We start from the raw sequence: 23060 nt of genomic DNA on the forward strand, positions 1-23060 counted from the left end.
TCACCTCACAGGAAGACACAGTTACGTTTACGCCACATCAGGTAGCCGAAGTTTTTCTTTGTGTTGGGCGGATTTTTCCCGGTTTCCCAGCGGGTCACGCTGCGCCCGAACGGGTGGCACTGCCCGCTGTCCGGATACATATTCACCATCTGGTAACGCCAGCGTTCTTTGGGCAGGATTGGGGACGGATATTCATTACAGACGGCGTTATTTTTCCCGATGGTTTCCATAATCATGCCCTGACGGTGCAGCTTGAACGCCATGCGTTCACTGACCAGCAGGGAGGACTGCAACGGACTGGACTCATTACTCACCCAGCCATTGAACGGGTACATACTTCCCTGCGAACCGGCACACCAGAACAGAACATCGAGAGGCATATTAAAGGCGCTGGCAATCGCATCTGCTGCGCAGGCTCCCTGTGCTATCGGATTGGCAAAGATGACAGCTTCCGGATTGAGAATGGTGGTCAGGCTGCTGTCCGTCCAGGTGGGGTCGATTTCAGAAAGATAAGCGATATCCAGGTCACCACCTTCCAGACAGCCCAGCGATGTGATGATGTTCAGCCAGTACGTCAGCGGGTATTTGTACCAGTGAACGTGATAGAACGCCCCATTTACCTGCTTCTCATCCTTTTTCGCCGTTCCCTGTGCCGTTTTACCAAAAGCCGGCAGGCTGAAGCCCAGGTTCACCATGCATCCCGGTGACCGGGTGACGTCCGTCAACGCCATCGGCTCCCAGTAACCAATGGCCAGCCCGATACGCCTGAACAGCGGCGGCGGTGCCGGACAAATCTGAATGGGCATCGACGGGTTCGCCGTGTCGGGGACCTTACCCTGACTGACTTTGATACTGCCCAGCGAGAGCGGGAAAATACAGCTCCAGCAGATATCTGTGATCGGGTTTACAAAACGCCCCTCACAGGCAGAATCCGCAGACGCCGCAGGGACATGACCGGCGAAAAGGAATAACATCAGCAGCCACAGCCTTCGCTTCATTTTCTGCCCTCCTCTGTCGGAATAAATTCCACCTTCAGGAAGCGATCGCCGGGAACGGCGCTCACCCGTGCCGGGACCTGATCAATGCCGAGGCGCTGGCAGAGCACACCGTTCTGGTCAAAGTAAACACGGCTGTCAAGAGACTTCTGCATCTCCGGGATACTGCCCTGCACGAGGATAATTTTGCTCTCCAGTGTGGGCGGCGTCTGGCGTTTCATCCAGGCCACCTGCGCCGGATCATCGCCATTGATGAAATACAGCGTCTGGTTAAAAGGAACATACTGCAGCGGATTCATCACTTCACCCTGACGGGCAAACACCTGCCCTTCGTTATCCCGGATATCCGCAGCCAGTCTGACGGACGGGTCAAACAACCGGCTGCCGTATTTCTCCGTGCGTCCGATACCGGGCACGGCAGGGGGCCGCAGACTGTTGCGGATCACCCGCTCCTTAAAGGCATCCATTTTCCGGCCCATCTCACCGGACTGCTCCAGTGCTGTCAGGCGCTGCATGATCACCGTCAGCATGTCCGGCTCCTTTACCGGCCACAGATCGCCCCAGGTACCAAGATCGGCGGCGGCCACACTCTGCCCCCATATCAGCAGGGCAATCAGCCCCCGGCATCTCATGGTTCCGCCCTCATTCGCCGGGCAATATCCTGCTGGATTTCCCGGGTGATATCCGGTGCCCCCTGTACCACAGCAGGCGACACCAGAATGACCGCGTGGTGTTTCTGCTGCCACGCCTGCAGGCTGGCTTCCAGTGCCGTGTTAAAACGCGCTGAAAGGGCTTTTGACTGCGCTTCTGACAGTTGTTTCTGACTGGCGCTGTCAAAAAACGCATCCACGGTCTGTTTCATGTTGAAGGTGACAGTCACCGGTGCGTTCAGTCTGACAATGCCGTAACTGACGGCTGCGTTCAGTAACACCATTGCCAGGCATCCCGGCACCGTCCACCACCAGTGGCTGCGTCGTTCTGCCGTGACGTCGGCGGGTTTCTGCGTTGAACTCATGCCACACTCCTGTATTTCTCATGTTCTTCCAGCCAGGCTTCCAGCGAAGCCATTTCCGGCCCTGACTTCTTCCACGCCAGCTGCCACACTGCCTCATGAATACTCAGCCCCTCTTTACGCTTCTGCTGCACAAACTCAAAATCCGGGCCGTCAGAGCTGTACATGGCGCGGCTTAACGGGTCCACAAACAGACGGTGCCAGGAGGAATGGTTTTCCACCTGCAGCAGGAAGGAACTGAACCACTGGTCTTTGGCCGCACCAAACTTACCAATCATGTCGCGCTGCAGTGGCAGGAACTGGTCCGGATACAGTTGGTTGTATTTCGCGAACTCCTTCGCACTCTGTTTGAGGATAATTTTGTAGGAGGAGTTACCCCATGCCGCGCGGGCAGCACTGGAGGCCTTATCAGAGTCAAAGTCGACGATGTTCTGTGTGATGGTGATATAGGCACCGGTATGACGGCGGGCCGTACGGTAGCCTTTCTCAATAAATTCACCGACCTTGTGATTTTTGAAGTCCAGCAGACGCCAGCCTTCATCAATAACGTTCAGTTTCTTGAGGTTACGCGGCGTGCGGTACATCCTGTTCTCGATGTAGATAATCAGGGAGAACATCACCGCAACCAGCAGTGACGGACGGTCTTCCAGTCCGCCCAGCTCCAGCACCACCATTTTTGCGTCATCCCGCAGGGACGGCTCATCAGAGTTAAAATACTGGCCGTAAGTGCCGTTGGCAGTGTACTGGTCAAGCAGCACAATCATTTCGTCCAGACGGCTGCGGATAGTCGGTGACTCGGCATACTGCTCGCTGTCACTGGCGTTTTTCAGGAAATCCACCACGTCATCAATACGTGCTCTGTTCTCTTTGGCCAGCCAGGAGGCTCTGACCGCCTGCAACAGCAGACCTTCATGCACTTCATCCAGGTTACCGTTGGGGCTGGCCATCACTGACAACTGGTCACGGACACGCTCCGCTGACTGGTCAATATCGGTGATGTTCGCAAACGGGTTAAAACGCAGGGTTTCACCGTCCAGATACACCCCGCCCATGTTCTCACACAGGGACTTGTATCCATCCCCCATGTCGAACACCACGGCAAAGCCTCCGGAGTCCAGCACGCTGCGGATAAGTGGCTGTATCAGCCCGGTTTTACCGGCCCCGGAGGTGCCACAGACCGCCATGTTGTAGTTGGTGTTATTCATCCCCCGGAAGAAAATATCGATAAACGCCAGCTGGTTACGGTAGGTGGGTGCCAGCAGACCTGCCGGTGTCAGGGGGTTATCCGCCACTAACGGCATCAGGTTGGCAACATTAAAGCTCTCTGCGCGCTGAACCACTCCGGCCTCTTTCAGCTGTTTAAACAGCCCTTTCCCGGCCATAAAGGGCAGGGAGGTCAGGAAATTGCGCATGTGGTTAAAGCGCGGTGAAATCAGCTCAAAACCGTTTTTACGAAAGCTGTTCAGGATGTCCTGCTCCACTTCCAGCGCCGTTTCATTATTGTCCTTGCAGAATGCTGTGATGTTGAGGAAGTAGGACACCACGGAGGACTGACCGGAGCCCAGCCGCTGACGCAGTTCCCCCCACTCCTTCGCCTCTTTCTCCACGGACGGAAACCATTTGGCATAGGAGGTCTTCGACTTTTTCTCCAGGTCCATGTACTTCAGGTTGGCTTCGCTGTGGGTTTTCACCTGGTCTTCCACCACCAGAGTCAGCGTCAGGATGAACGGACAGGAGATGGACAGTTCCGGGTTCAGCAGGTTGCTGTAGTTGTCGGCCATGTTCCACAGGAAGGCGATTTCCGGGTTACGGGCCAGATGGAAATTCAGGATGCGGGCCGTGCTGTTCCTGCCGTTCTCACGCAGGCCCAGCGTCAGGTAATCTGCCCGGACCTTCAGGTCAAAACTGTCCTCCACACACTGATAATTCAAATCAGAATACGGGTCCAGCTGACGTCTTTTCGGGTACAGGGAGTCCGGGTTATGGTTAATTATCTCCCCGACAATATCGATGAAAGCCTGTGCATCCACCGTCTGTGTGGTGATACTGGCCCCCTGTAACGACGCCCGGATGATTTTCACCAAGTTTTCCATTTCCAGAATGTCAGCCCGGCTTTTTTTCTTTGAGGGTGAACAGTACGAGATAAATACCCGGTAATGGCGCAGGGTCAGGGGCAGATTCATCCCCTCCGGCAGCGGAAACTGTGTCGCTGCCGCTTTCATATAATAGGCCCGGGTAATGGCGTTAAACCGTTCAGCCTGTTCACCTGACCAGGAGAACTCACGCAGCCCATATTCAATCCTGTCACCAACCAACTGACTGGACATCAGATGGATACACAACGGAATACCGCGCGGCAGTTTGGTGCGCAGCATATGATCGAGAGCCTCCACAATGGACTCATTCGCCCCATTGATGGGAATGGCTTCCAGAATAAAGCCCATCGTGGTGTCATTCATGAACAGACCGGATTCCTGGTTGTAATCACGGTACGGCAGCAGACGGCTGAACTGCGGGAAGCTCATTTCGCCCAGAACTTCATTGGCCTTTGCGGATTCGTCAGGCAGTTTCAGTGCTGTGACGAGGGAGTTAACCGCCTGAGTGACGGCCTCAAGTGGGTTATTCACATGAATTCCTTAATTGAAAAATAAAGCGAGAAATGCGGTAGCCATGAAGGGAATACCTGTAATTAACGCGCCATTTCCCGGCGCATATACAAAGATTTCTGTTTTCTGAATATCCACTCATGTTCATCCGGAATTAAATCAATATGTTCTGCGACTGACTTATGCATAATGTTTTCTCTGTCTCTCCTGATACGCCTGACATTCAACGCACAACGTCACACCGGGAAATATTTCCCGCCGGGCTTCCGGAATAGGATTTCCGCATGCTTCACAGAGATAAACAGGAATACCATGAGCATTTATTTTCTGGCGTATCCGGTTTATTCCTGTCATGGTCAGTTGTTCTGTCACTGAATATGCTTCATCGACTTCATCACTCACGGAATATTCCTCCCGACATGTTCTGACACGCTACCGCCCATCCCTTTTCACGCACAGGGCACTCGTTTTACAGGCAGATTTTGAATACAGAAAGCCCGCCGGCATTACCGGCTGATATACAACTTCAGGGCCAGTTAATTAATACGTGGTTTTCCCCACGCAGACGGTTTAATAACAAAAAACACGCTGGATGGCTGATGATAAACATCCTGGTTATCAATATAAGGCGCTATCCATAATGCTGCCGTCTGCTCACCCGTTCTTAGCGGACGGGGAGGTGTTACCGGCGTAACTGAACTGACCGGAACAACCGTTTTCACTTCCCGGGCAGCGGTAAACAGCGGGCGTGGTGCCAACAGTTTCTGCTCCGGAAGTGCCGTCACCGCAGGTCTGCTGCCGGACGGAGTGGTCGCGGTGACGGTCTGCACCGGCATTGTCCGGAAGTTCCCTTCAGCCAGGCGCGGCAGTGATGCCGCAACCGGCTTTGCTTCTGAGGGCTGCTCCAGTTTTTTGGCCTTCTCATTGGCCTGCTCCATCGTCATACAGGTATCGGATGTGGTGGCGTTACACTCAAATTCCGTACTGGTTCCAGCACATCCGGAAAGTAATAAGGTCCCCAGCAGAGGAATAAATAAAGAAATCTGTTTCATTGTCCCTCACCTTTCTCATCGAAGTTCACAAAATCATTCTTCAAATCCCTGACCGTACAGGTTTTTACAATGTCAGGATTTTCAAAAACCGTATTCCGTGATGATTTATAAATATATGCCACAATGCGTTCCCCCCCCCCCCCCCGCATCAGGTTCTGGTGCACTGACTTCACATAACGGAGGTGTTATTCCGGACTCATACAGCACCGGATAATTTATTTTTTTGGCGCTGCCATCAGAAACCAGCTTATTCATCAAGGAGTTCCTTATATTTCTGAATAATTCTGTCGATTAGTTCTTTCACCGGAACAGATTTTCCGCCACCGGATTGTCCGGCAACCACAATATGCCCCGGAGAAGAAAATAAGCTCATCGACATACCCTTCTTCATCACACCGACAGCAGCTATATTAAAATTGTGCGGCAATGATTCAGAACTGAATTCCTTCGGTGCAGGAAGTACGATTCTTGTGGTGCAGTTACTGAGAACAGCATGCATAAAATCATCTGATACGCTTTTATCCGGTACAGAGCAGGCAGTAATAACATTAATATTACGCATGTTCATTTTTATCTCCGTTGTTTCTGTTTGTTCTGTCATCAGGAAAATAAACAGGGCATTTCCTGATTTTTTCCGGCAGGGAAGCATCTTCCGTATAAACTTCCGCCAGACGTTCATCTGCGGTTACCACCCGGATATTTCCCGGTGATCGCTGCCAGCGAGACATACATCAATGCCAGTGTTGTCCATAATGCGGTAACCAGTTGCATCAGTGACCGGTCAGTTTCCCTGACATAATCTGCAGCATCAGCCGCGCGGTAATGGCAGATATCCTGTATCTCTGATCTGCCTGAAGAATCAGAGGAAGAAAACCAGCATTCACTGACCGGGAACTGTCCGGCAGGTGCTGTTTGTCTTACGAAGTTAATCTCCTTAACCAGTAATTTCCCCGGCGTGGTGTTGTCCTTCCATAAAACAAACAGAGCCATCAGGGCCATTGTGGCCAGTGGAAGAATGACGGTGTACTGCAAACACCAGAACAGTCCTCGCAGAACCCGGGCGACAACATACCGGGCGGCATGGCACGCCTGACGGGACGACATATTATTTGCCATCGTTGCCCCCTCCCTGGCTGCCGGACATAAACTGCTGCGGATTCAGGTTGCCCAGCTGCTTCAGCATCTGGTCAGTATTAAAGCCGTTAAGATGACTTTCAGCTGATGGCGGAACAGGAACCGGACTTTCCGGATTCTCCTCTTCCGCTCTGTTCTGCGTGCGTTCCAGCGCCATCTCTTCCACGGTTTTCAGCTGGAAGCCGTCCTGGAACACCACGGTCACTTCATTGCCCGCACCAATCGGTATCACCGGGTGATACTGTTCGGCACGTTTGATGTAGTAGTCACTGAGCGTCTGTGCCGCTTTCGATGCACCGCCACCGATACCCATTTTAAGGACATCGCCGGCCCCGTAAGCGGCAGTGGCCCCCAGCCCGACAGCCGGCTGGGAGGCACGCTCCATTCCCTGACCAATACCGTCAACAAATCCCGCACCCCATGCCCAACCGAGGATTTTGCCGTTACGCATCACCACTTCGCCCTTGATACCGTTTTTGCCCCGGAAGCTGACATGCCCCTTAATCGGCATATCAATGGTTTTGCCATTCTTCAGGCAGCTGATATTGCGGGTGCGAACAATGGCACGCTCACTGGACACATCCCCCCAGGCTTCCAGACCCACAAAACATCCCGTTGCGTCATACGTCTTGCTGTTCGGCATTTCCACCAGGCCGGTGATACGCAGTTGCATCGGCACCGTGGATTCATTACCGGTGACTGAGGCATTGGCATCCGCCCCTTCAATCAGCATGGCTTTCGCAAAACTTCCTGACGGAATGTACGGCAGCGATGGTCCCTGTTTTCCCTCATTACGGGTAAACACCTTACGCTGTATCCGGTTAGGCACCGGCACAGACTGGTACGTCACCTGTGGTGGTGGCGTGACACCATTCCCGGGATAAAATGCCGTCGGCGGTGGAACAGCAACGCTGCCCTGCGGCGGGAAGGATACGGGGGTGTTTCCTGGCTGTGGTTCGCCTTCCGGGCCGGGCGGTGAGGCAGGCATCTGCGGTACAGGCTCACCGGTCGCCGTGACGGGATTAGCACCCAGGGCTTTTACCTGCTCTGCCAGGGCGGCATTGTCCTGTCCCAGCTTTTCAATACGACGCTGGTCATCACCGCGCTGTTTGTTCAGAACATCCAGCTCACGACGGATTTCCTCATACTGCTTCTGCATCTGCGCTGCCGTCACCTGCATCTCTGTGGTGGCATGCTGACGCACCTTGTCATCAAAGGTCGTATCCACCACACCGGTCATATCCGGCACAGGCTCCTGTTCAGCCACGGTTTCACCGTTACCGGACATGTCCACATCAGACAGATACAGTGCCCCACCAATCGCGGAGGCTGTACCGACAACCACAATCCCCAGCCACAGGTACTGCTTGCGTTTCACAATGGTATTGATACTAGCCATCAGTTGCCCTCCCCGTCACGGATGACATACACATCCATGCGCGCACCTGCCAGTAACTGGCTGGCAGGCTGGCTGAACATCACGGCACGGGTTCCCGGCTGCCAGAAGTCACTTTCCCGGATATTCAGGGCAGACAGCGTTTTATTTTCCACGGCAAAGCGGACCATCTTCAGGTGATTCCCCGTCCATACGGCATCTGCCACTGAAGACAGCCCCGCCGGGGCCTGCAGGGTTTCCTTTGTCACCGGGACCTGATACCAGCCTGCGGGTAATTTTCCGCCACGGACGGCCTGGCTGATGATCACAAGCAGGGATTCGTAAGGCGTGGACGTTTCCCACGCACCGGCTTCTTCTCCGGTTCCGCGCAGGTCACTGACCAGCTGAATGGTACGCCCCGCGCCTTCACGGGGAACGGCCTGAATGGAAAGATTCAGACCACGTTCTGTTTCCAGAATGAACGTAAAGGGCTTTTTGTTGACGGTGGCAACCACCACACCGCCGGAGGCGGTCTGCTCATTATTGGTCAGGGCACCATCCAGACAGTTCACGGCGATAATCCGGTCACCGGGAACGGTAAACAGATTCGGGCTGGTATTGCTGATGGCAATACTGGCCTGACCACCGTTCACCATTGGCACCACGGTGGGGGCCAGCGTACCGTTTGCGGCCATCACGCTGCAGGAAAAAAACAGGCTGCCGAATATTATTGCCGTATTATTTTTTCTCATCGTCTGTTTCCCCGAAATTATCCAGCCAGGTCACCCCGTTTTCCCGCTTCAGAATAAGGATGTAATGTTTGATATCAGTGAAAGGTTTTGAATCACCAATCCAGGTTTTAAGCACACCACGAATTTCCACACGGCCATACTGAGGCCAGACACGAACACTGGTCTGGAAAAAGGCTGAGTTCACGTTATCGTTTTTAATACGCTTCGCTTCTTCAGCCAGAATAACTTTCATCTGGTTCTGTGCGCCCGGGCGGATATATTGCAGAAGCGCCTGATGTGAGGCATCGGCGGTTTCTGATGAAACATTCAGACGGAGGGCAATAAATGACAGCGCCATCTGCTGTAAATAAGAGGCATCGGCACTGTTCTGTGACACGGCAAAGGGGGCATTAAATGCCATTGGCGTCACGGCAGTGCGTTGCTCATTCTGAAGACGGTAGTTATTCACCCCCTGAATGACGTTAACAGAGAGGCTGAGAACAATAAGCACTGACATAAATATAAAGGCGATGGCCATTACACGACTGGTACTTAAACGGGCACCGTGTTCCATATAACAATCCTGGTATCAGTTCTATTTAATCCACTGCCGGAAACACGAATCGGGAACATTATGAAAAATACCGCGCAGCAGGGCTGTTGGCATATACCAGTAAATCAGGTCACGTAACCAGGAACTGCCCCGCCCTTTTTTCAGTTTTTTAATCCCGAAATAAACCAGAACCGCTGCACCAATACCGAACAGATATTTCGATGTTGTGATACCCCAGCCAATACAGATTGCTGCGGGGATCAGTTCATCCAGTGGCAGGCCAAACCAGCGGCTCTGGTTGGTCAGTGTTTCCGGGAAACGATATTTCTTAAGTTTATTCTCGTCTCCCGACATCGTTTTATTTCCTGTCAGAGGCCAACGACGGCCATACCCACAGCAATAAATACAGAGATGATGGCAAAACCGGCCAGGAACTTGACGTTTTTGGTCATCATGTACATGACCGCACCGACCAGAACTTCAGCCAGAACAACCCATTTAACAACACTGGAGTCCTTACCGAAGGTCGCCTTAACCGTGGTGTTACCACTTGCCATCAGGTCCTGACCACTGCTGCCAGCGGCCATCGCCAGTTGCGGGAAGAACATCATCAGAACAGCAGCCGGGATCACAGCGCGAGCCAGGCGAAGCATATTCAGACGAGTGAATTTAGAAAAAAACGACTTCTTTTTGACGGGCGCAGAAGCACCCTGAACACTTAAAACAGCATTCATAAGTTACCTCAATTTCGGATAAATGAATAAAACTAGAGTGTATTAAATGTTATATCTTCCTCTTTATCTGCCTCCCTGAATATCTCCGAGTTATAAAAATCAGGAAACTTGATCAAATGATCAATAACTCTGTCTGCAGCCTCATCTGTTTTACACCATCCACTACGATTTTTGGCTGCAATAAGTAGCTGGTTAGTTTCATCATCCAGACGCATTGTCAGATACTTAACCAGCGACTTACCATAGATATTCCCTGCCCTGTTAAACTTTGGATAGCGGTGAAGATGATCTTTAAGTCTTATTACTGCCTCAAACGATCGACTTCTTCCGCTTCTGTTACTTGCCTCAATTAATAGACTTTCCACATCTACAGGTAATTTTAGTTTTACCATCTTACCTGTTGCAGAACGTGTACCAAATCTTTTCAATAACACCTCCCGCTGTTTATCTTCTGGTTACAACTTATGTTTGCAGAATAATCAGAAAAGGTAAATAGACGGAAAGTCTATATTTTATTAACACTTTATTAACGCGTATTTATGATACACATAGCCTTCTCGTATAAATAATAAATAAACTTTTTATTGTAGAGTAAGATGATTAACTCATCTTTATTAGAAACAGAGAAGTAGTCGCATATCAGAGATGCGTGTTTCTTTGATGTGGAGATGGATATATTTAATATTCTTGCTATAGCATTATGACTGATTCCGGTGCTATATAAGTAAAAGACATCATTTACATATGATGATACAGAAGAATCATCACTCATTCTTCTGATTATATTTCTGATATCATCACTGACAATCGTTTTTTGATTATAACTGTCTTTATGACGAACATGAGCAGCATCATAAAATTGCCACAGAATAATATTTCTGTGTCCATTAAGAAATGACTGGACAGATATTGTCCAGAATCTGTTCTGAATAAAAACATCCTCTACAAGATTAAGATGCGTATGCTCATTCCTGTATGCTTCCATCTCTGTGACAGAGATCAATTCACAAAAATCTCTCTGCGACAGAAGCCATTTTTCAGCACTTTGATCTTGTGTAAGAAATGACTCATGAAACAGCGTATTGCAAAAAATAAATTTTCAAGTTTCGTCCCTGATACAGGCTGGATTTGGATAATCCTGAATAACTGCCGTCAGATTTTCCAGCAGATCTATTTGACGAGCATGTTTTTGTTGAATACGATCCATCGGATACATAGGAACCTCCTCACAAAGGATTCTATGGACAGTCGATGCAGGGAGTTCACGTCTCCCTGCATCGGCGATTTTCAATTTCAAATTTTAACGTGGCATTAACCACGTAATTAATATACTAATTATCTTTCGTACTGTCACCTTTTTAAATCATAAAAACTCTGATATTTGAACGAAGTCAAATTTCTTTTATTCATCATCATTTTTTGGAAAAAATCGTTCCATCTCAGATGATACCTTCTCCCTGATATCTTCAACCATATTGGCATATTCAAACTTTGGATTTCCGGAGACATGAGGACTGAGAGACTCAATACCCAAAATTTTCGCTACTGATGATTGTGTTTTTACAACGCATTCAAGAAGCAATTTATTAAACTCAGTCTGATTAAATGCAGACTCTTTACGCTCCATCTGAGCCTCATGTACACGAAGCCCCAGTTCAAGAAGCATTGAAGCTGTTGCTGAAAAACTGACATCTTTTTCTCTTGCCCCTTCCTGTCGACGCTTCTCAATAATCGCATTTATTTTTTCATAGGCATCATTGCTGATATACAGGTTCACCTTAGCCATTAGAGATTACCTTTTTTGAACATAAAATAAAGTTAATTTCGAAACACTAAAATTCATAATGCAAACAGGGACGCACCGCTAGCAGCGCCCCTAGCTGTATCCTATAAAAAAACACACCGCGCCGCTAGCAGCACCCCTAATATAAAATAATGTTTTTTATAAAAATAGTCAGTACCACCCCTACAAAGCGGTGTCGGAGCGTTGTTATAGCCGCGCCGACACCGCTTTTCTAAATATCATAAAGAGAGTGAGAGAAACTAATTTTTCATAACTCTATATTTATAAAGAAAAATCAGCAAAAACTTGTTTTTGCGTGGGGTGTGGTGCTTTTGGTGGTGAGAACCACCAACCTGTTGAGCCTTTTTGTGGAGTGGGTTAAATTATTTACGGATAAAGTCACCAGAGGTGGAAAAATGAAAAAATGGATGTTAGCCATCTGCCTGATGTTTATAAATGAGATCTGCCAGGCCACTGATTGCTTTGATCTTGCAGGCCGGGATTACAAAATAGATCCTGATTTACTGAGAGCAATATCATGGCAAGAATCCCGTTACCGGGTTAATGCCATCGGTATTAATCCGGTAACGGGATATGGCAGCGGACTGATGCAGGTAGATTCCCAGCATTTTAATGAACTGGCCCGCTACGGAATTAAGCCAGAACATCTGACAACAGATCCCTGCATGAACATTTATACCGGTGCTTATTATCTGGCAATAGCATTTAAAAAATGGGGCGTCACCTGGGAGGCCGTTGGTGCATACAATGCCGGATTCAGGAAAACCGAACGCCAGAACCAGAGACGTCTTGCCTACGCATCAGATGTTTACTGGATTTATACCGGGATAAAAAGCAGTAAAGGTATCCGGCTTCCGGCCACGAAGAAATCACTTCAGGAAATTAACAGCGTGCAGAACAATTAATCTTACAGACATTGTCAGATACCGGTTATGCCGCAAAAGCGGCATGGAAGGCCACACACAAAATATCATATGAGTGACAATACTGACTGGCCGAAGCCCCGCGAAGCGGGAACCCATCTTATATATACCCGGTAACTGCGCAGCCTCCTGCCAGACCATTTTTCGCGGGCACAATATTTACAGACAACCGGAAAGCCGGTTGATGAAATTGAGGTATATCAGACGACACAGCAATGCCGAAAAATGATAATATAAGTAAAGCCCCGAAAATTTTTTCGGGGCTTTACTTATATTATCATGACTTCCACTTTCTGAACTGTTCGGCAATCACCCATAACGCCTTGTTGATTCTTATATCACCATCAATACCTGTAATGGCTCTTGTCCTGGTATTTTTCCCGGAGGCACTTCGCCCCGATAATCCACCTTTTATCATATTCTCCTGAACCCGCTGCCAGGTTGTCCAGAGATCGTTCTGTTTGTCTTCCCGACGACGGGGAGTAATTATCTGTTCAGGTGTCACTGGCGTTTTATTTTCATCTTCATACCTGACCATCAGTGCAGCTCTGCCAAATAAATGTTGCTCGTCACTGTTAAGATGAATTTCTTTCATCGCCTCCATATTATCAGTGACCTTATCAAAGACACCGAGCACTTCATACGCTCCCTCGATAACCTGCCCGACAATATCACCTTTATGTGGAACGCGGATTTCGCCAAAATTATTTCCGCACACCAGGCCATTTGTGCAGACAAAACGAAAAATTCCGGGGATCATCTGATAACTGGATGAACCATCATGTGAATTAAGCAGGATAATTTCAGGAACTTCCTGTCCGTTAATATGCCCTTCCCTGCGAAGACGTAACATATGTTTACTGTATTCGCGACGTCCCAAATCACGAACCCGACTCTGACAGGCAAAGAATGGCTGGAAACCTTCATCACGTAACTTATTGATGATATTGATTGTTGGAATATACGTATAACGTTCACTCCGGGACTCATGTTTATCACCGGAAAATACCGAAGGCACGAACTGCATTAATTCATCATCCGTTAAAGGACGTTCACGGCGGATGGAATTATACCGACCAAAACGGGAAGCTAATCGCATAACAGCTACTCCTTTATGAAAGAATAAATTTAATAAAAAATTTTTCCGCTTAATATCATCCCCCCGATCTCCATTAACAAGATTGCAACAATCAGGAGGGATATTCATCACATCCGGTCAGCAGATCGCCCGGATATCGAGGCCGGCACGCTTAATCTGACGCAGGAACTGTTTGAAGTGATCGGCTTCCGCAATGTTGATATGGCGGAACTGCTTATCCACACCCTGACTGAGCGCGTAGCTATAACTGAAGGCCATCTTTTCCGGGTGGCTTTTGCGATATTTTTTCAGCTCAGTCAGGCTGCTGAATTCCAGGACGTCCCACTCTTCCCCGGTGTTTTTTTTCTTCCCGGCAACAAGAAGCGTGTACGACGCGGTGTTAACGTGGATATTTCGGGTACTCATCCTGCTTTCTCCTCTCTCTGGTTTTCAGCCCCCATCATCTGTTGAGTTTCGGGAGCCGCGGTTTTGACGTTTTGCGGGGACCTGCCTTTTGTTCCCTCCGGTATTCACCATCACCTGTTTGAGAACCTTCGCCGCATGGGGCATCACTGCCACGGCCGGAAACGACTGTCCGGGGGCAGACCGCAAAAGTTTTTGCCTGCTTCTGGGCAAAAAGTTTTGCGGGATGTGCATTTCACCCCTGGACTGGCGGAGACGGTTGTGGCTGTCTATGCCCCCGGCGACAGGGGCTTAAACAGGTGAATGGCACCGGACACAACAACGGGCAGGGACCCGCCGCAACGACGTGAAGCGCGGTTTGCGAAACGGCGTTGCGCCTTACATCCCGGCGGCCTTTTGCCAGGATGCCAGGAGCGCAGGCCACGGCGCGACAGAGGCGGCGCGACCGGAACGGTCGCTGCAAGCCCGGGGTTTTCACGCATCGGACCGTAGCGACAGCCCGAAACCGCGCCAGCGGGTTCGGCGGAGACAGGCAGGTGCGCCAGCAGCTGCCTGTCGGAGTCGGGCCTGACGACCGGATGCCGCCAGGCAGCCGGGAGCCGAAGGTGCGCCCGGCAGACAGGACAACACTGCAGTAGTCAGAATCAGAGCAGAAAGAAAAAGAGAATAATCACAGGGAAGGTGATGTGATTTCTGACAGGCCATAACCAGAGAAGGCGGGGGAAAAGAACGGGCGCCGCAGGCGCGCGTTCATCCCCGTTCCTGAAGGGAAACGACCTTCCTGAAGTCAGGTTGTTCATGCCCGTACAACATCAGCAAGGAGAAAGGGGCTACCGGCGAACCAGCAGCCCCTTTATAAAGGCGCTTCAGTAGTCAGACCAGCATCAGTCCTGAAAAGGCGGGCCTGCGCCCGCCTCCAGGTTGCTACTTACCGGATTCGTAAGCCATGAAAGCCGCCACCTCCCTGTGTCCGTCTCTGTAACGAATCTCGCACAGCGATTTTCGTGTCAGATAAGTGAATATCAACAGTGTGAGACACACGATCAACACACACCAGACAAGGGAACTTCGTGGTAGTTTCATGGCCTTCTTCTCCTTGCGCAAAGCGCGGTAAGAGGCTATCCTGATGTGGACTAGACATAGGGATGCCTCGTGGTGGTTAATGAAAATTAACTTACTACGGGGCTATCTTCTTTCTGCCACACAACACGGCAACAAACCACCTTCACGTCATGAGGCAGAAAGCCTCAAGCGCCGGGCACATCATAGCCCATATACCTGCACGCTGACCACACTCACTTTCCCTGAAAATAATCCGCTCATTCAGACCGTTCACGGGAAATCCGTGTGATTGTTGCCGCATCACGCTGCCTCCCGGAGTTTGTTCGGCACCATCCACCGCTCCATCTCACGGACAGCGTGACCGGCCTCTCTTGCTGCAAGACTGGCTTCCGCAATAACCTGCCAGAACGGCATATCCTGCCACTGCCAGCGTTCCATTCCGGCCAGTGACGGAAAACGCTCGCCCCACTGCCAGAACAGGGTTTCCAGGTCATGCTCTGCCACCCGGTCACTCCAGCGTGCATGCCAGCTTCCGACTGTTTCCGGCGAATGGAATGCCAGTTCGATTTCAGCCTGAGCGACCAGCGCCTGGTACGCACGGGCTTTCTGCTCTGCCTCCCTCGCCTGCTGGCGGCTGTACTTCTGCATGACCAGCGCGGATTTATGGCGACTGCGTTCCCTGACACGAAACCGCACCGACGGGAACAAGCGCTCTGCTGCATCACCGGGAAGGGGAAGGAGGCAGACCTCGCCCTGTGTTTCAATCAGCACATCGATGGCATACAGCCACTGAAGACGGTTGCCGTGCAGTTCTTCTGCGGTCAGGGACGGCATGAAAGATCGCAGGTCAGACAGCGATATCCTGCGGCTTCCGTTCAGACAGCGGAAAAACGCCCCCGCATACGGATATTCAGCCAGCGTGTTACCCTGATGGCGGCGTTTTTCGGTCTCCGCCACCGCCCGCCATGCGGCCTGTTGCTCTGTGCTGAGAGGAACCAGTGCCTGTGAACGTGCGCTCATGCCTGACCTCCTTCCGCCATCAGGATATGGATGATGTCACTGACGCTGTACCCCTGCGCGTCCAGTGACGCCGCCAGTGCCAGTGAATGGCTGACGGCTTCCGGTGCAAACCGCCGCTGTACCTGAACCACCGCAAACGGCTCACCACCGGCATTCACCAGAACCAGCACCCAGACCTGAGAGACATCGCCCGGTGAACATAACGCCAGGTGAAAACGTTCGTGGGCAGGCGTGAAACGGACCTGGACGGGGAAAAATCCGCCAAACTCGCTGCCGTACTCGCCGTTCATCGTCCAGTTGTCCGGCGCATCCAGCTCCCGCATCACGGCGTGTGTCAGCTCACGGCGTTCATCACTTCCGGCAGCCCGGATATCTTCATATTCCTGTGTGTTCATGGTCTGTAATACATTCAGGGTCAGTTCAGTTTTCATCACGGTATCTCCCTTGCTGCCGCCCCGTCTCCGGCGGGGCGGTGTAGTTGTTCATCAGGCGGCATCAGCCAGGTTATCGGTGCGTTCAGTGGCATCCGTCTGTGGGCGTGGTGCACACATCCAGCCAGGCACCCAGCGGTTGTCTTTCATATGGTGCTCTGCATGTTCAGCCGCATCGCCTTTCTTCATCTTCTCCGCGTCCCGTGCAGCACCGGACAGTCCTGCCTCATTCAGGGCTGCGATAATCTGCGGCTTTTTCAGGTGTCCGAAGAAGTTTGCTTTTGTCGGCTGCCACCAGTCGCGCATGTGAAAGCCAATGGCGCTTTCCAGCGAATCCAGCGGACTGCGTGACGTGTGACCATACTCACGGGTCTGAACACCGTTAAGGCTGCATGCGGTGCAGAAACTGAGCAGGGATAACAGCACCTCCTGACTGAGTGACAGGAATGTCGTCATGTCCCGTGACCATCCCTCCGGTAACAGGGCAGCAAGACGGGCTTTTTCTGCCATCAGCGCCATGAATGCGGCACCTTCCTTCCCCGATGGTGCATCGCTGGTCAGCGAATAATGTTCACATTCCAGGCTGATTTGTACTGGTTTACTGTACGCCCCGCTGCCAAACACATTCAGACAGAGCGTCCATGCCAGCAGTGTCAGGGATTTGTCCGGTTGCTGCATCAGTGCCGCCTGGACTGCCAGCGTGCGTTCGGAAGACATTTTCGTCAGCAGTGGCAGACTGATTTCCTCCACGGAGGCTTTCTCCTGCACCTGTTCCGTGCGGTCAGCGTCGTCAGCCGCATCATCCTCACTGCGTAACTGCACACCACGCTGGACACATACGTTTCCATAACGCCAGGACACCACCACGCCACTTCCGGCACGCATCTCCGGCGTCCACGCCCTGACCTTCGCCATGCAGTCAATCAGCTTCATTTCTGCTTCCAGCAGGTCAGATTCCTCACACTGGTTTTCCAGCGCGTCGTAACGTGCCATCAGTTCGTTCAGGCGTTCTTCTTCTGCCTCCGTCAGCACCGCTTCCGGCTCCGGCAGACTGCGGTATGTTCCGGCATCCTCACGGCAGAAACCGACAGGCTCCATGCGTCCGGCGCACCATTCCCAGCCTTCGGCTTCCCGAAGGTGTTCAGCAACAGCCTGGAGTTTTTCCAGCAGGGCGGCATCGAGCGCAACACAGTCCACATAGCCACCCTCGTCGTCGCTGAACAAATCGGTGCGCAGTTCATCTGGCGAGAAGGCATCAGCCCCCACAAAGCGGAATTTACTGTTCCCCGCCACCGCCACTTCACTTTCGGTCACCAGACGACGAATGGTCTGTACTTCCGGTTTACCGCCCCATCCCGACTGGCAGGCGGCTTCAAACACCTGCACCTGACGCGCGGTGTCGTTCTCCAGCGCCAGCGCCTGACAGTGTTCGGTGGTGATGCGGTCTTCTGCCAGCGCATCGAGGATAACCGGGGCAAGGTCAGCCAGTTTCAGCATTCGCTGAACGTGGCGGGGCGAATAACCAAGCAAATCACCGATTTGTGCCGGTGTTTTGCCTTCCTGCACCATTGCGCGGAATCCGGCAATCTGTTCGGCAGGGTGCATATCCCGACGCTGACCGTTCTCGGTCATCGATGCGGCAGTCGCCAGCTCCTGCGGAATGACCTTCACGCGTACAAGCCAGTCAGCCGGAAGGATGTTGCGCTCTGCCAGCATGTTGAGTGCTGCCAGTCGGCGACCGCCTGCGGCGACACCGTAACGGTCACCTGGCAGGGCATGAACAACCAGATTCTGCAACAGGCCGACACCTTTAATGGAGTCCGCCAGTTCGCTGACGGACTCCGCAGAATACGGCACCGTGCGCACATTCAGTGGTGACTTAATCAGCGAGGCCAGCGGCACGCTCACTTCAGCCGTCTCCGCCAGCAGGGCCGACAGGACTGTTTCCTGCGTTTTTGCAGGTTTACGGCTGGATTTACGCTCCGTTTTTACCTTAGACTCTGTAACTGACATATATTTCTCCTTTGACCGGGGTGGTTGTATGTCTGCCGGACGTGATCCCCGTCCGGCACCTCTCTTACTTAAGAATCCCGAAATCACGGATGACATGGTTCATCCAGTACCCGGCACCGTCCTCAAAATTCCAGGTACGCCAGACCATTGCACCGTTATTACGGACAACCAGGCGAAACTGTTCGCCGTGATCATCCTCGATAAAGACGTTCCGGTACTGTACGGCAACGGCTTCGGCCTGTTCGCGGGTAAAGGAGCCGTCAGGCAGCCCCTGAAGTATTCTGAAATATTCGCTCATCCTCATCTCTCCGGTGATGCCCCGTACAGAACGGGGCGGGGCCGTTGTCACAGTCAGTCGTTCAGAACGGGATATCGTCTGAAAACCCGTAATCGTCACCCTCCGGCGGTTGCGGCTGAGGCTCCGGCTGCGCGGCCTTACGTCCACGGCCTTTCGTTTTTGCGCCACCTTTTTTCGTACCGGCCTCCGCCTGTGGTTCCGGCTGAGGCTGACCGCTGAACTGTTGCCCCTCTTCCGGCTGAGTCTGAGCACCTGCGGCACGTCCCAGCATCTGCATGGTGCCCGTGGTCTTAACAAGAATTTCGGTGACGTAACGGGTGATACCGTTATCTTCCCAGCTACGGGTTCGGAGTTGCCCCTCGATGTAGACCTGCGCGCCCTTGCGCAGATATTCACCTGCCACTTCCGCGAGCTTGCCGAACAGCACCACGCGATGCCATTCTGTCTGCTCCCGCATCTCCCCCGTCTGTTTGTCACGCCAGCTTTCTGACGTGGCCACCTGCAGGTTTGCCACTGCGCCCCCGTTGGGGATGTAACGGACTTCCGGATCTTTTCCCAGACGACCGACAAGAATGACCTTGTTAATTCCACGAACTGCCATGATGTGTCTCCTTCTGTTGATGTTTTCAGCCCCCATCATCTGTTGAGTTTCGGGAGCCGCGGTTTTGACGTTTTGCGGGGACCTGCCTTTTGTTCCCTCCGGTATTCACCATCACCTGTTTGAGAACCTTCGCCGCATGGGGCATCACTGCCACGGCCGGAAACGACTGTCCGGGGGCAGACCGCAAAAGTTTTTGCCTGCTTCTGGGCAAAAAGTTTTGCGGGATGTGCATTTCACCCCTGGACTGGCGGAGACGGTTGTGGCTGTCTATGCCCCCGGCGACAGGGGCTTAAACAGGTGAATGGCACCGGACACAACAACGGGCAGGGACCCGCCGCAACGACGTGAAGCGCGGTTTGCGAAACGGCGTTGCGCCTTACATCCCGGCGGCCTTTTGCCAGGATGCCAGGAGCGCAGGCCACGGCGCGACAGAGGCGGCGCGACCGGAACGGTCGCTGCAAGCCCGGGGTTTTCACGCATCGGACCGTAGCGACAGCCCGAAACCGCGCCAGCGGGTTCGGCGGAGACAGGCAGGTGCGCCAGCAGCTGCCTGTCGGAGTCGGGCCTGACGACCGGATGCCGCCAGGCAGCCGGGAGCCGAAGGTGCGCCCGGCAGACGGGACAACACTGCAGTAGTCAGAATCAGAGCAGCAGGAAAAAGAAGAGCAGTAGCAGTAGCAGTAGCAGTAGCAGTAGCAGGAACAACAACATCAGTAACAGACAAATGACAGGCATGAAGAAACAGAAGCCCCCATCAGAACGTCCGCGTAATGAAAGGGGCGGCGCGTGAGCGCGGCCCCTTTCAGCGCCACCGGCGCGCGGTCTTTTCCCGGCGCGGGCAGACGGGCATTTATCCTCCCGCCTGCCCGGCGTCTTCAGGCACGCAGACGAATAATCATCGTCGGGACATCGGTATAAGCAAACGTGCCGCGCGGCAGCTCCTCGCGGACGTCAGAAAACGGTAACAGCTTCTCCTGCTGGCGTGGTCCGTTGAGACAGACGGCGACCAGCACGCCACCCGGACGCAACAGGGAAAAGGCCCGCAGGATATGCCGGATATCCTGCCCGTGGCTGAACGGCGGATTCATGATAATCCGACTGTAATACTGCACCGGCTGCCATTCCATGAAGTCACCGCACTGTACCCTGACACCGTTAAAATTTTCCCGCAGATACCGGACCAGCCCGCTGTTGATTTCCACCGCATCACACATGGCCCCCGGCGCGGTATCCCGAATCGCCCGCAGTATGGCCCCGGTGCCGGCAGAGGGTTCCAGAATGTGATCACGGTTGCTGATCTCCGCCAGCGTCACCAGGCGATCACAGACCGGGGCAGGAGTCACAAAAAGCTGAGATTCAGCCCGGATTTCAGCAACCGGCGCGGCGTTATCCAGCCTTGCGCGCATCAGCCGGATACGTTCTTTTAACTGACTGTGCATGTCATTATCTCCGTCATCCCCCGGGGATTTTCCCGGGGGGGATATACCTTATTTCTGTGGGATTTCCGTAATTTTCATGTCGGTGATATACACATTCACCAGGCGGAAATTATTGTCCATTGTGCGGCGGTAGCGGTATGCCCCGTGGTCTTCTGTCTCTGCCACACTGCGCACGGCCTTACAGTCCCGGGGCAGGGCGGCCCACTGCGCCTTTGTCATTTCCCGGAAACCTTCCCCCGGATAGTTGACTACCGGCGGACGCTTCGCGGCCTGGCTGGCGACGGCAGCTTCTTCTGCCGATGGTGCTTTGTAGTCCGTGATGCGATCGGGCGTCACTTTCATCGTGCCGCTGTACCCGAGAAAACTGTAATTCGGCGTTGTGACTGAACTCACCGCCCCGTTGCTTTTGTTCACGCGGATGATGGTCAGCCACTCGCCCCGGCTGAAAACCTGTCCGCCCGGCTCAAAATCCTGTGTCCGGGTAACCACGCCGCCGCTTTCGTCCAGCATGGCACGCTCATAGATCAGGCGGTTCTGATAGTGGTTAACCCAGCGTTGTTGACGCTGAATCTGCCGTTCATGACAGCGGATCGCAATTTCGCGGGCCTGCTCCGTGGTGATGATGTCATCATCCAGGGCCGACCATAACGATCTACTCCCTTCATACTGGCTTTTTTCTGCCGGGCGCGGATACGTATCCAGCGGGAAACAGGCACTGATTCGGTCATAACTGCTGATGAGTTTTGCCATATTCAGATCCAGCGATTCAGCCCGCCACATCGTCAGATATTTCTGCGACTGTGCGATGGTCTTTTCAGCCTTGCGCAAATCAGCTTCGATTTTTTTGATGCGACGCCAGCGAACGTCCGGACGTTCTTTATACTTCGCGTGAAGCAGTGCCGACCGCGCCCGCTCTTCCCAGTATTCCGCACGTTCAAAGAGCATCACGGCTCGTTTCATGCCGTTTTCAATACGCTGCGCATCACGACGGGCGCGGCGTTCGCTGTGATGCCCCACAAGAATGGGCTGACCGGGCGGGATCATCGCGGCCAGTCTTTCCACTTCATCAAGTGCCTGTGCGGATTCACTGGCCCGCTTTCCGCTGTATCCGGTAAACCGCTCCGCCCGTGCTTCCTGACGTTCAGCGAGCGTGCTGTCTTCATCCTCAATCTCTCCGGCAAGTGAGAGGAGCACGTCTTCCCGGCCCGGTGTCCAGGCTGGCGCGACAAACAGCGCCTGTTTGGGTGCCCAGCGAAAACCGGCATCATGCACTTTTTTATACGTCTCCGGGTCGAGGCGTGACGCGGCATACAGGCGCAGTTTGTTGTCATCCGGTGAGTAGGTCGCGCGGTACATCTGCACAGGGCTGGCGGCTTCCGGGGCGGTCATGGTGATGGCTGCTAATGTCATAAAATGTTCTCCTTCCGTCTGTTGCCGCCCCTCGCGGGGCGGCTCACCTCATCAGTTAAAAGCGCGTTTCAGCTCGAGTGTGCGGAGCACCTGCCCGAAGGCCGTGTTTTTCATGGCGGGGATGTGTACACCACGCCCCCGGTGAAAACTCCGGGCAATGTGTCGCCCGAAGGCTTTCAGCACGGGGTCAATTTCCGGCGCGGGGATGTCTTCGCGTCTGAAACGGGGATGACGGCGGGGCTTTACAGCCGCTGCGGAAGGTGAAACAATACTTACTGTCATAAATGAAACTCCTTATGACAAATTGGTTAACAATGCCGTCAAAATTGGTTGCGCAATTCTTACGGCGTGGATTAAGCAGGTCCC

The 23060-nt window shown here is 52.8% G+C and carries 29 protein-coding genes and 8 pseudogenes; 5 read left to right on the top strand and 32 right to left on the bottom strand.

Translation table 11 applies throughout. The annotated features are described in order from the left end of the window. Positions 1-5: 5 nt before the first annotated feature. The 17 genes and pseudogenes from traU to traM all read right to left on the bottom strand — a co-directional run bounded on the left by traU (position 6) and on the right by traM (position 11978). Positions 6-998, bottom strand: a complete 993-nt coding sequence (traU, locus tag AABJ99_RS24050) for a conjugal transfer pilus assembly protein TraU (RefSeq protein WP_000830183.1) — start codon at positions 996-998, stop codon at positions 6-8. Further along, entirely contained in the window at positions 995-1627 is a 633-nt protein-coding gene (gene traW, locus AABJ99_RS24055; protein WP_097731813.1) for a type-F conjugative transfer system protein TraW, read from the bottom strand. Before traW ends, traU begins: the two co-directional genes overlap by 4 nt. After that, positions 1624-2010 (bottom strand): type-F conjugative transfer system protein TrbI, encoded by a 387-nt coding sequence (gene trbI, locus AABJ99_RS24060; protein WP_097731814.1) that lies wholly within the window; start codon positions 2008-2010, stop codon positions 1624-1626. The genes traW and trbI overlap by 4 nt, the downstream gene beginning before the upstream one ends. Further along, on the bottom strand, positions 2007-4634 hold the full coding sequence (gene traC / locus AABJ99_RS24065; protein ID WP_338387579.1) for a type IV secretion system protein TraC: 2628 nt from the start codon (positions 4632-4634) through the stop codon (positions 2007-2009). The genes trbI and traC overlap by 4 nt, the downstream gene beginning before the upstream one ends. 159 nt (positions 4635-4793) lie before the next feature. Beyond that, positions 4794-5015 (bottom strand): conjugal transfer protein TraR, encoded by a 222-nt coding sequence (gene traR / locus AABJ99_RS24070; protein ID WP_112030438.1) that lies wholly within the window; start codon positions 5013-5015, stop codon positions 4794-4796. 134 nt (positions 5016-5149) lie between these two features. Further along, on the bottom strand, positions 5150-5665 hold the full coding sequence (traV, locus tag AABJ99_RS24075) for a type IV conjugative transfer system lipoprotein TraV (RefSeq protein WP_096979322.1): 516 nt from the start codon (positions 5663-5665) through the stop codon (positions 5150-5152). Continuing rightward, positions 5662-5920: pseudogene (gene trbG, locus AABJ99_RS24080) on the bottom strand (conjugal transfer protein TrbG). Before trbG ends, traV begins: the two are co-directional and overlap by 4 nt. Continuing rightward, entirely contained in the window at positions 5913-6233 is a 321-nt protein-coding gene (locus tag AABJ99_RS24085; protein ID WP_237984614.1) for a conjugal transfer protein TrbD, read from the bottom strand. Before AABJ99_RS24085 ends, trbG begins: the two are co-directional and overlap by 8 nt. Further along, positions 6220-6781: pseudogene (gene traP / locus AABJ99_RS24090) on the bottom strand (conjugal transfer pilus-stabilizing protein TraP). The gene AABJ99_RS24085 and the pseudogene traP overlap by 14 nt, the downstream one beginning before the upstream one ends. Further along, on the bottom strand, positions 6771-8198 hold the full coding sequence (traB, locus tag AABJ99_RS24095; RefSeq protein WP_112030400.1) for an F-type conjugal transfer pilus assembly protein TraB: 1428 nt from the start codon (positions 8196-8198) through the stop codon (positions 6771-6773). Before traB ends, traP begins: the two are co-directional and overlap by 11 nt. Beyond that, positions 8198-8926: a type-F conjugative transfer system secretin TraK gene (traK, locus tag AABJ99_RS24100; protein ID WP_237984613.1), complete on the bottom strand. Its 729-nt coding sequence runs from the start codon at positions 8924-8926 to the stop codon at positions 8198-8200. Before traK ends, traB begins: the two co-directional genes overlap by 1 nt. Continuing rightward, on the bottom strand, positions 8913-9479 hold the full coding sequence (gene traE / locus AABJ99_RS24105) for a type IV conjugative transfer system protein TraE (RefSeq protein WP_000399790.1): 567 nt from the start codon (positions 9477-9479) through the stop codon (positions 8913-8915). The genes traK and traE overlap by 14 nt, the downstream gene beginning before the upstream one ends. Positions 9480-9500: 21 nt before the next feature. Continuing rightward, positions 9501-9812, bottom strand: a complete 312-nt coding sequence (gene traL, locus AABJ99_RS24110; RefSeq protein ID WP_000012106.1) for a type IV conjugative transfer system protein TraL — start codon at positions 9810-9812, stop codon at positions 9501-9503. Positions 9813-9826: 14 nt separating this feature from the next. Continuing rightward, a complete protein-coding gene (gene traA / locus AABJ99_RS24115; protein WP_000994779.1) occupies positions 9827-10192 on the bottom strand; it encodes a type IV conjugative transfer system pilin TraA in 366 nt (121 codons plus the stop codon). 32 nt (positions 10193-10224) lie between these two features. Further along, on the bottom strand, positions 10225-10620 hold the full coding sequence (gene traY / locus AABJ99_RS24120; protein WP_001309237.1) for a conjugal transfer relaxosome DNA-bindin protein TraY: 396 nt from the start codon (positions 10618-10620) through the stop codon (positions 10225-10227). Positions 10621-10718: 98 nt separating this feature from the next. Further along, positions 10719-11408 (bottom strand): annotated as a pseudogene (gene traJ, locus AABJ99_RS24125) (conjugal transfer transcriptional regulator TraJ). A 186-nt stretch (positions 11409-11594) separates the two neighbouring features. Continuing rightward, on the bottom strand, positions 11595-11978 hold the full coding sequence (gene traM / locus AABJ99_RS24130) for a conjugal transfer relaxosome DNA-binding protein TraM (RefSeq protein WP_001151524.1): 384 nt from the start codon (positions 11976-11978) through the stop codon (positions 11595-11597). A gap of 320 nt (positions 11979-12298) precedes the next feature. Here traM and AABJ99_RS24135 point away from each other — a divergent pair, with 320 nt between their 5' ends. Next, positions 12299-12901: a transglycosylase SLT domain-containing protein gene (locus AABJ99_RS24135; protein ID WP_112030399.1), complete on the top strand. Its 603-nt coding sequence runs from the start codon at positions 12299-12301 to the stop codon at positions 12899-12901. Positions 12902-13196: 295 nt separating this feature from the next. On the opposite strand, the gene AABJ99_RS24140 is transcribed toward AABJ99_RS24135, so the two are convergent. From AABJ99_RS24140 to AABJ99_RS24150, 3 genes are all read right to left on the bottom strand, one after another. Then, on the bottom strand, positions 13197-14018 hold the full coding sequence (locus tag AABJ99_RS24140) for a DUF932 domain-containing protein (RefSeq protein WP_001234469.1): 822 nt from the start codon (positions 14016-14018) through the stop codon (positions 13197-13199). A 117-nt stretch (positions 14019-14135) separates the two neighbouring features. Further along, complete coding sequence (locus tag AABJ99_RS24145) at positions 14136-14423, bottom strand: hypothetical protein (protein WP_000107535.1); 288 nt, start codon at positions 14421-14423, stop codon at positions 14136-14138. 24 nt (positions 14424-14447) lie between these two features. Next, positions 14448-14654 (bottom strand): hypothetical protein, encoded by a 207-nt coding sequence (locus AABJ99_RS24150; RefSeq protein WP_000547968.1) that lies wholly within the window; start codon positions 14652-14654, stop codon positions 14448-14450. 69 nt (positions 14655-14723) lie between these two features. Between AABJ99_RS24150 and AABJ99_RS24155 the strand changes: the two are divergent. Next, positions 14724-14897, top strand: a pseudogene (locus AABJ99_RS24155) (hypothetical protein); the annotation flags it as partial. Here the strand turns inward: AABJ99_RS24155 and AABJ99_RS24160 are convergent. From AABJ99_RS24160 to mok, 3 genes and pseudogenes are all read right to left on the bottom strand, one after another. Further along, entirely contained in the window at positions 14895-15125 is a 231-nt protein-coding gene (locus AABJ99_RS24160; protein ID WP_112030398.1) for a hypothetical protein, read from the bottom strand. The pseudogene AABJ99_RS24155 and the gene AABJ99_RS24160 sit on opposite strands and share 3 nt — an antisense overlap. Positions 15126-15344: 219 nt before the next feature. Then, on the bottom strand, positions 15345-15470 hold the full coding sequence (locus tag AABJ99_RS24165) for a type I toxin-antitoxin system Hok family toxin (protein ID WP_001372321.1): 126 nt from the start codon (positions 15468-15470) through the stop codon (positions 15345-15347). Beyond that, positions 15412-15561, bottom strand: a pseudogene (gene mok, locus AABJ99_RS24170) (plasmid maintenance protein Mok); the annotation flags it as partial. The pseudogene mok and the gene AABJ99_RS24165, both read right to left, overlap by 59 nt. Before the next feature lie 21 nt (positions 15562-15582). Here mok and AABJ99_RS24175 point away from each other — a divergent pair. After that, positions 15583-15771: a hypothetical protein gene (locus tag AABJ99_RS24175; RefSeq protein WP_001299721.1), complete on the top strand. Its 189-nt coding sequence runs from the start codon at positions 15583-15585 to the stop codon at positions 15769-15771. Here the strand turns inward: AABJ99_RS24175 and AABJ99_RS24180 are convergent. From AABJ99_RS24180 to AABJ99_RS24205, 6 genes and pseudogenes are all read right to left on the bottom strand, one after another. Further along, positions 15740-16502 (bottom strand): annotated as a pseudogene (locus AABJ99_RS24180) (plasmid SOS inhibition protein A). The gene AABJ99_RS24175 and the pseudogene AABJ99_RS24180 overlap by 32 nt on opposite strands. Continuing rightward, positions 16499-16933, bottom strand: coding sequence for a conjugation system SOS inhibitor PsiB (gene psiB / locus AABJ99_RS24185; protein ID WP_032217500.1), 435 nt, complete (start codon positions 16931-16933; stop codon positions 16499-16501). Before psiB ends, AABJ99_RS24180 begins: the two are co-directional and overlap by 4 nt. Before the next feature lie 54 nt (positions 16934-16987). Continuing rightward, complete coding sequence (locus AABJ99_RS24190; RefSeq protein ID WP_112030396.1) at positions 16988-18946, bottom strand: ParB/RepB/Spo0J family partition protein; 1959 nt, start codon at positions 18944-18946, stop codon at positions 16988-16990. Between the two features lie 64 nt (positions 18947-19010). After that, positions 19011-19244 (bottom strand): DUF905 family protein, encoded by a 234-nt coding sequence (locus AABJ99_RS24195; protein WP_000006030.1) that lies wholly within the window; start codon positions 19242-19244, stop codon positions 19011-19013. A 61-nt stretch (positions 19245-19305) separates the two neighbouring features. Next, positions 19306-19845, bottom strand: coding sequence for a single-stranded DNA-binding protein (locus AABJ99_RS24200; protein ID WP_009426937.1), 540 nt, complete (start codon positions 19843-19845; stop codon positions 19306-19308). Positions 19846-19870: 25 nt separating this feature from the next. After that, positions 19871-20077, bottom strand: coding sequence for a hypothetical protein (locus tag AABJ99_RS24205; protein ID WP_000547968.1), 207 nt, complete (start codon positions 20075-20077; stop codon positions 19871-19873). 69 nt (positions 20078-20146) lie between these two features. On the opposite strand from AABJ99_RS24205, the pseudogene AABJ99_RS25085 reads away from it, so the two are divergent. Together AABJ99_RS25085 and AABJ99_RS25090 are read left to right on the top strand one after the other, a co-directional pair. Continuing rightward, a pseudogene (locus AABJ99_RS25085) lies at positions 20147-20321 on the top strand (hypothetical protein); the annotation flags it as partial. Positions 20322-20482: 161 nt separating this feature from the next. After that, positions 20483-20635, top strand: a pseudogene (locus tag AABJ99_RS25090) (hypothetical protein); the annotation flags it as partial. A gap of 85 nt (positions 20636-20720) precedes the next feature. Here the strand turns inward: AABJ99_RS25090 and AABJ99_RS24215 are convergent. From AABJ99_RS24215 to AABJ99_RS24225, 3 genes are read right to left on the bottom strand one after another with little or no spacing between them, the layout of a single operon-like run. Further along, on the bottom strand, positions 20721-21284 hold the full coding sequence (locus AABJ99_RS24215) for a methyltransferase (protein WP_033556218.1): 564 nt from the start codon (positions 21282-21284) through the stop codon (positions 20721-20723). Between the two features lie 48 nt (positions 21285-21332). Then, positions 21333-22694: a DUF3560 domain-containing protein gene (locus AABJ99_RS24220; protein WP_089697241.1), complete on the bottom strand. Its 1362-nt coding sequence runs from the start codon at positions 22692-22694 to the stop codon at positions 21333-21335. 51 nt (positions 22695-22745) lie between these two features. After that, positions 22746-22976, bottom strand: a complete 231-nt coding sequence (locus AABJ99_RS24225; protein ID WP_000218642.1) for a hypothetical protein — start codon at positions 22974-22976, stop codon at positions 22746-22748. Positions 22977-23060: the final 84 nt, after the last annotated feature.

Source organism: Escherichia coli, assembly GCF_036503815.1.
In the GTDB taxonomy this organism is placed as follows: Bacteria; Pseudomonadota; Gammaproteobacteria; order Enterobacterales; family Enterobacteriaceae; genus Escherichia; species Escherichia coli_F.

Bases quoted from the DNA above. Each gene is read 5' to 3' on its own strand.
- AABJ99_RS24205 (WP_000547968.1), bottom strand. From the start codon at position 20,077: ATGCACATCCCGCAAAACTTTTTGCCCAGAAGCAGGCAAAAACTTTTG.
- traV (WP_096979322.1), bottom strand. From the start codon at position 5,665: ATGAAACAGATTTCTTTATTTATTCCTCTGCTGGGGACCTTATTACTT.
- AABJ99_RS24085 (WP_237984614.1), bottom strand. From the start codon at position 6,233: ATGAACATGCGTAATATTAATGTTATTACTGCCTGCTCTGTACCGGAT.
- AABJ99_RS24145 (WP_000107535.1), bottom strand. From the start codon at position 14,423: ATGAGTACCCGAAATATCCACGTTAACACCGCGTCGTACACGCTTCTT.
- AABJ99_RS24150 (WP_000547968.1), bottom strand. From the start codon at position 14,654: ATGCACATCCCGCAAAACTTTTTGCCCAGAAGCAGGCAAAAACTTTTG.
- AABJ99_RS24175 (WP_001299721.1), top strand. From the start codon at position 15,583: ATGAAAATTAACTTACTACGGGGCTATCTTCTTTCTGCCACACAACAC.
- AABJ99_RS24140 (WP_001234469.1), bottom strand. From the start codon at position 14,018: ATGCGATTAGCTTCCCGTTTTGGTCGGTATAATTCCATCCGCCGTGAA.
- AABJ99_RS24220 (WP_089697241.1), bottom strand. From the start codon at position 22,694: ATGACATTAGCAGCCATCACCATGACCGCCCCGGAAGCCGCCAGCCCT.
- AABJ99_RS24190 (WP_112030396.1), bottom strand. From the start codon at position 18,946: ATGTCAGTTACAGAGTCTAAGGTAAAAACGGAGCGTAAATCCAGCCGT.
- traA (WP_000994779.1), bottom strand. From the start codon at position 10,192: ATGAATGCTGTTTTAAGTGTTCAGGGTGCTTCTGCGCCCGTCAAAAAG.
- traK (WP_237984613.1), bottom strand. From the start codon at position 8,926: ATGAGAAAAAATAATACGGCAATAATATTCGGCAGCCTGTTTTTTTCC.
- AABJ99_RS24200 (WP_009426937.1), bottom strand. From the start codon at position 19,845: ATGGCAGTTCGTGGAATTAACAAGGTCATTCTTGTCGGTCGTCTGGGA.
- traU (WP_000830183.1), bottom strand. From the start codon at position 998: ATGAAGCGAAGGCTGTGGCTGCTGATGTTATTCCTTTTCGCCGGTCAT.
- trbI (WP_097731814.1), bottom strand. From the start codon at position 2,010: ATGAGTTCAACGCAGAAACCCGCCGACGTCACGGCAGAACGACGCAGC.
- traW (WP_097731813.1), bottom strand. From the start codon at position 1,627: ATGAGATGCCGGGGGCTGATTGCCCTGCTGATATGGGGGCAGAGTGTG.
- AABJ99_RS24225 (WP_000218642.1), bottom strand. From the start codon at position 22,976: ATGACAGTAAGTATTGTTTCACCTTCCGCAGCGGCTGTAAAGCCCCGC.
- traL (WP_000012106.1), bottom strand. From the start codon at position 9,812: ATGTCGGGAGACGAGAATAAACTTAAGAAATATCGTTTCCCGGAAACA.
- AABJ99_RS24195 (WP_000006030.1), bottom strand. From the start codon at position 19,244: ATGAGCGAATATTTCAGAATACTTCAGGGGCTGCCTGACGGCTCCTTT.
- traE (WP_000399790.1), bottom strand. From the start codon at position 9,479: ATGGAACACGGTGCCCGTTTAAGTACCAGTCGTGTAATGGCCATCGCC.
- AABJ99_RS24160 (WP_112030398.1), bottom strand. From the start codon at position 15,125: ATGGCCTGTCAGAAATCACATCACCTTCCCTGTGATTATTCTCTTTTT.
- psiB (WP_032217500.1), bottom strand. From the start codon at position 16,933: ATGAAAACTGAACTGACCCTGAATGTATTACAGACCATGAACACACAG.
- traB (WP_112030400.1), bottom strand. From the start codon at position 8,198: ATGGCTAGTATCAATACCATTGTGAAACGCAAGCAGTACCTGTGGCTG.
- AABJ99_RS24215 (WP_033556218.1), bottom strand. From the start codon at position 21,284: ATGCACAGTCAGTTAAAAGAACGTATCCGGCTGATGCGCGCAAGGCTG.
- traM (WP_001151524.1), bottom strand. From the start codon at position 11,978: ATGGCTAAGGTGAACCTGTATATCAGCAATGATGCCTATGAAAAAATA.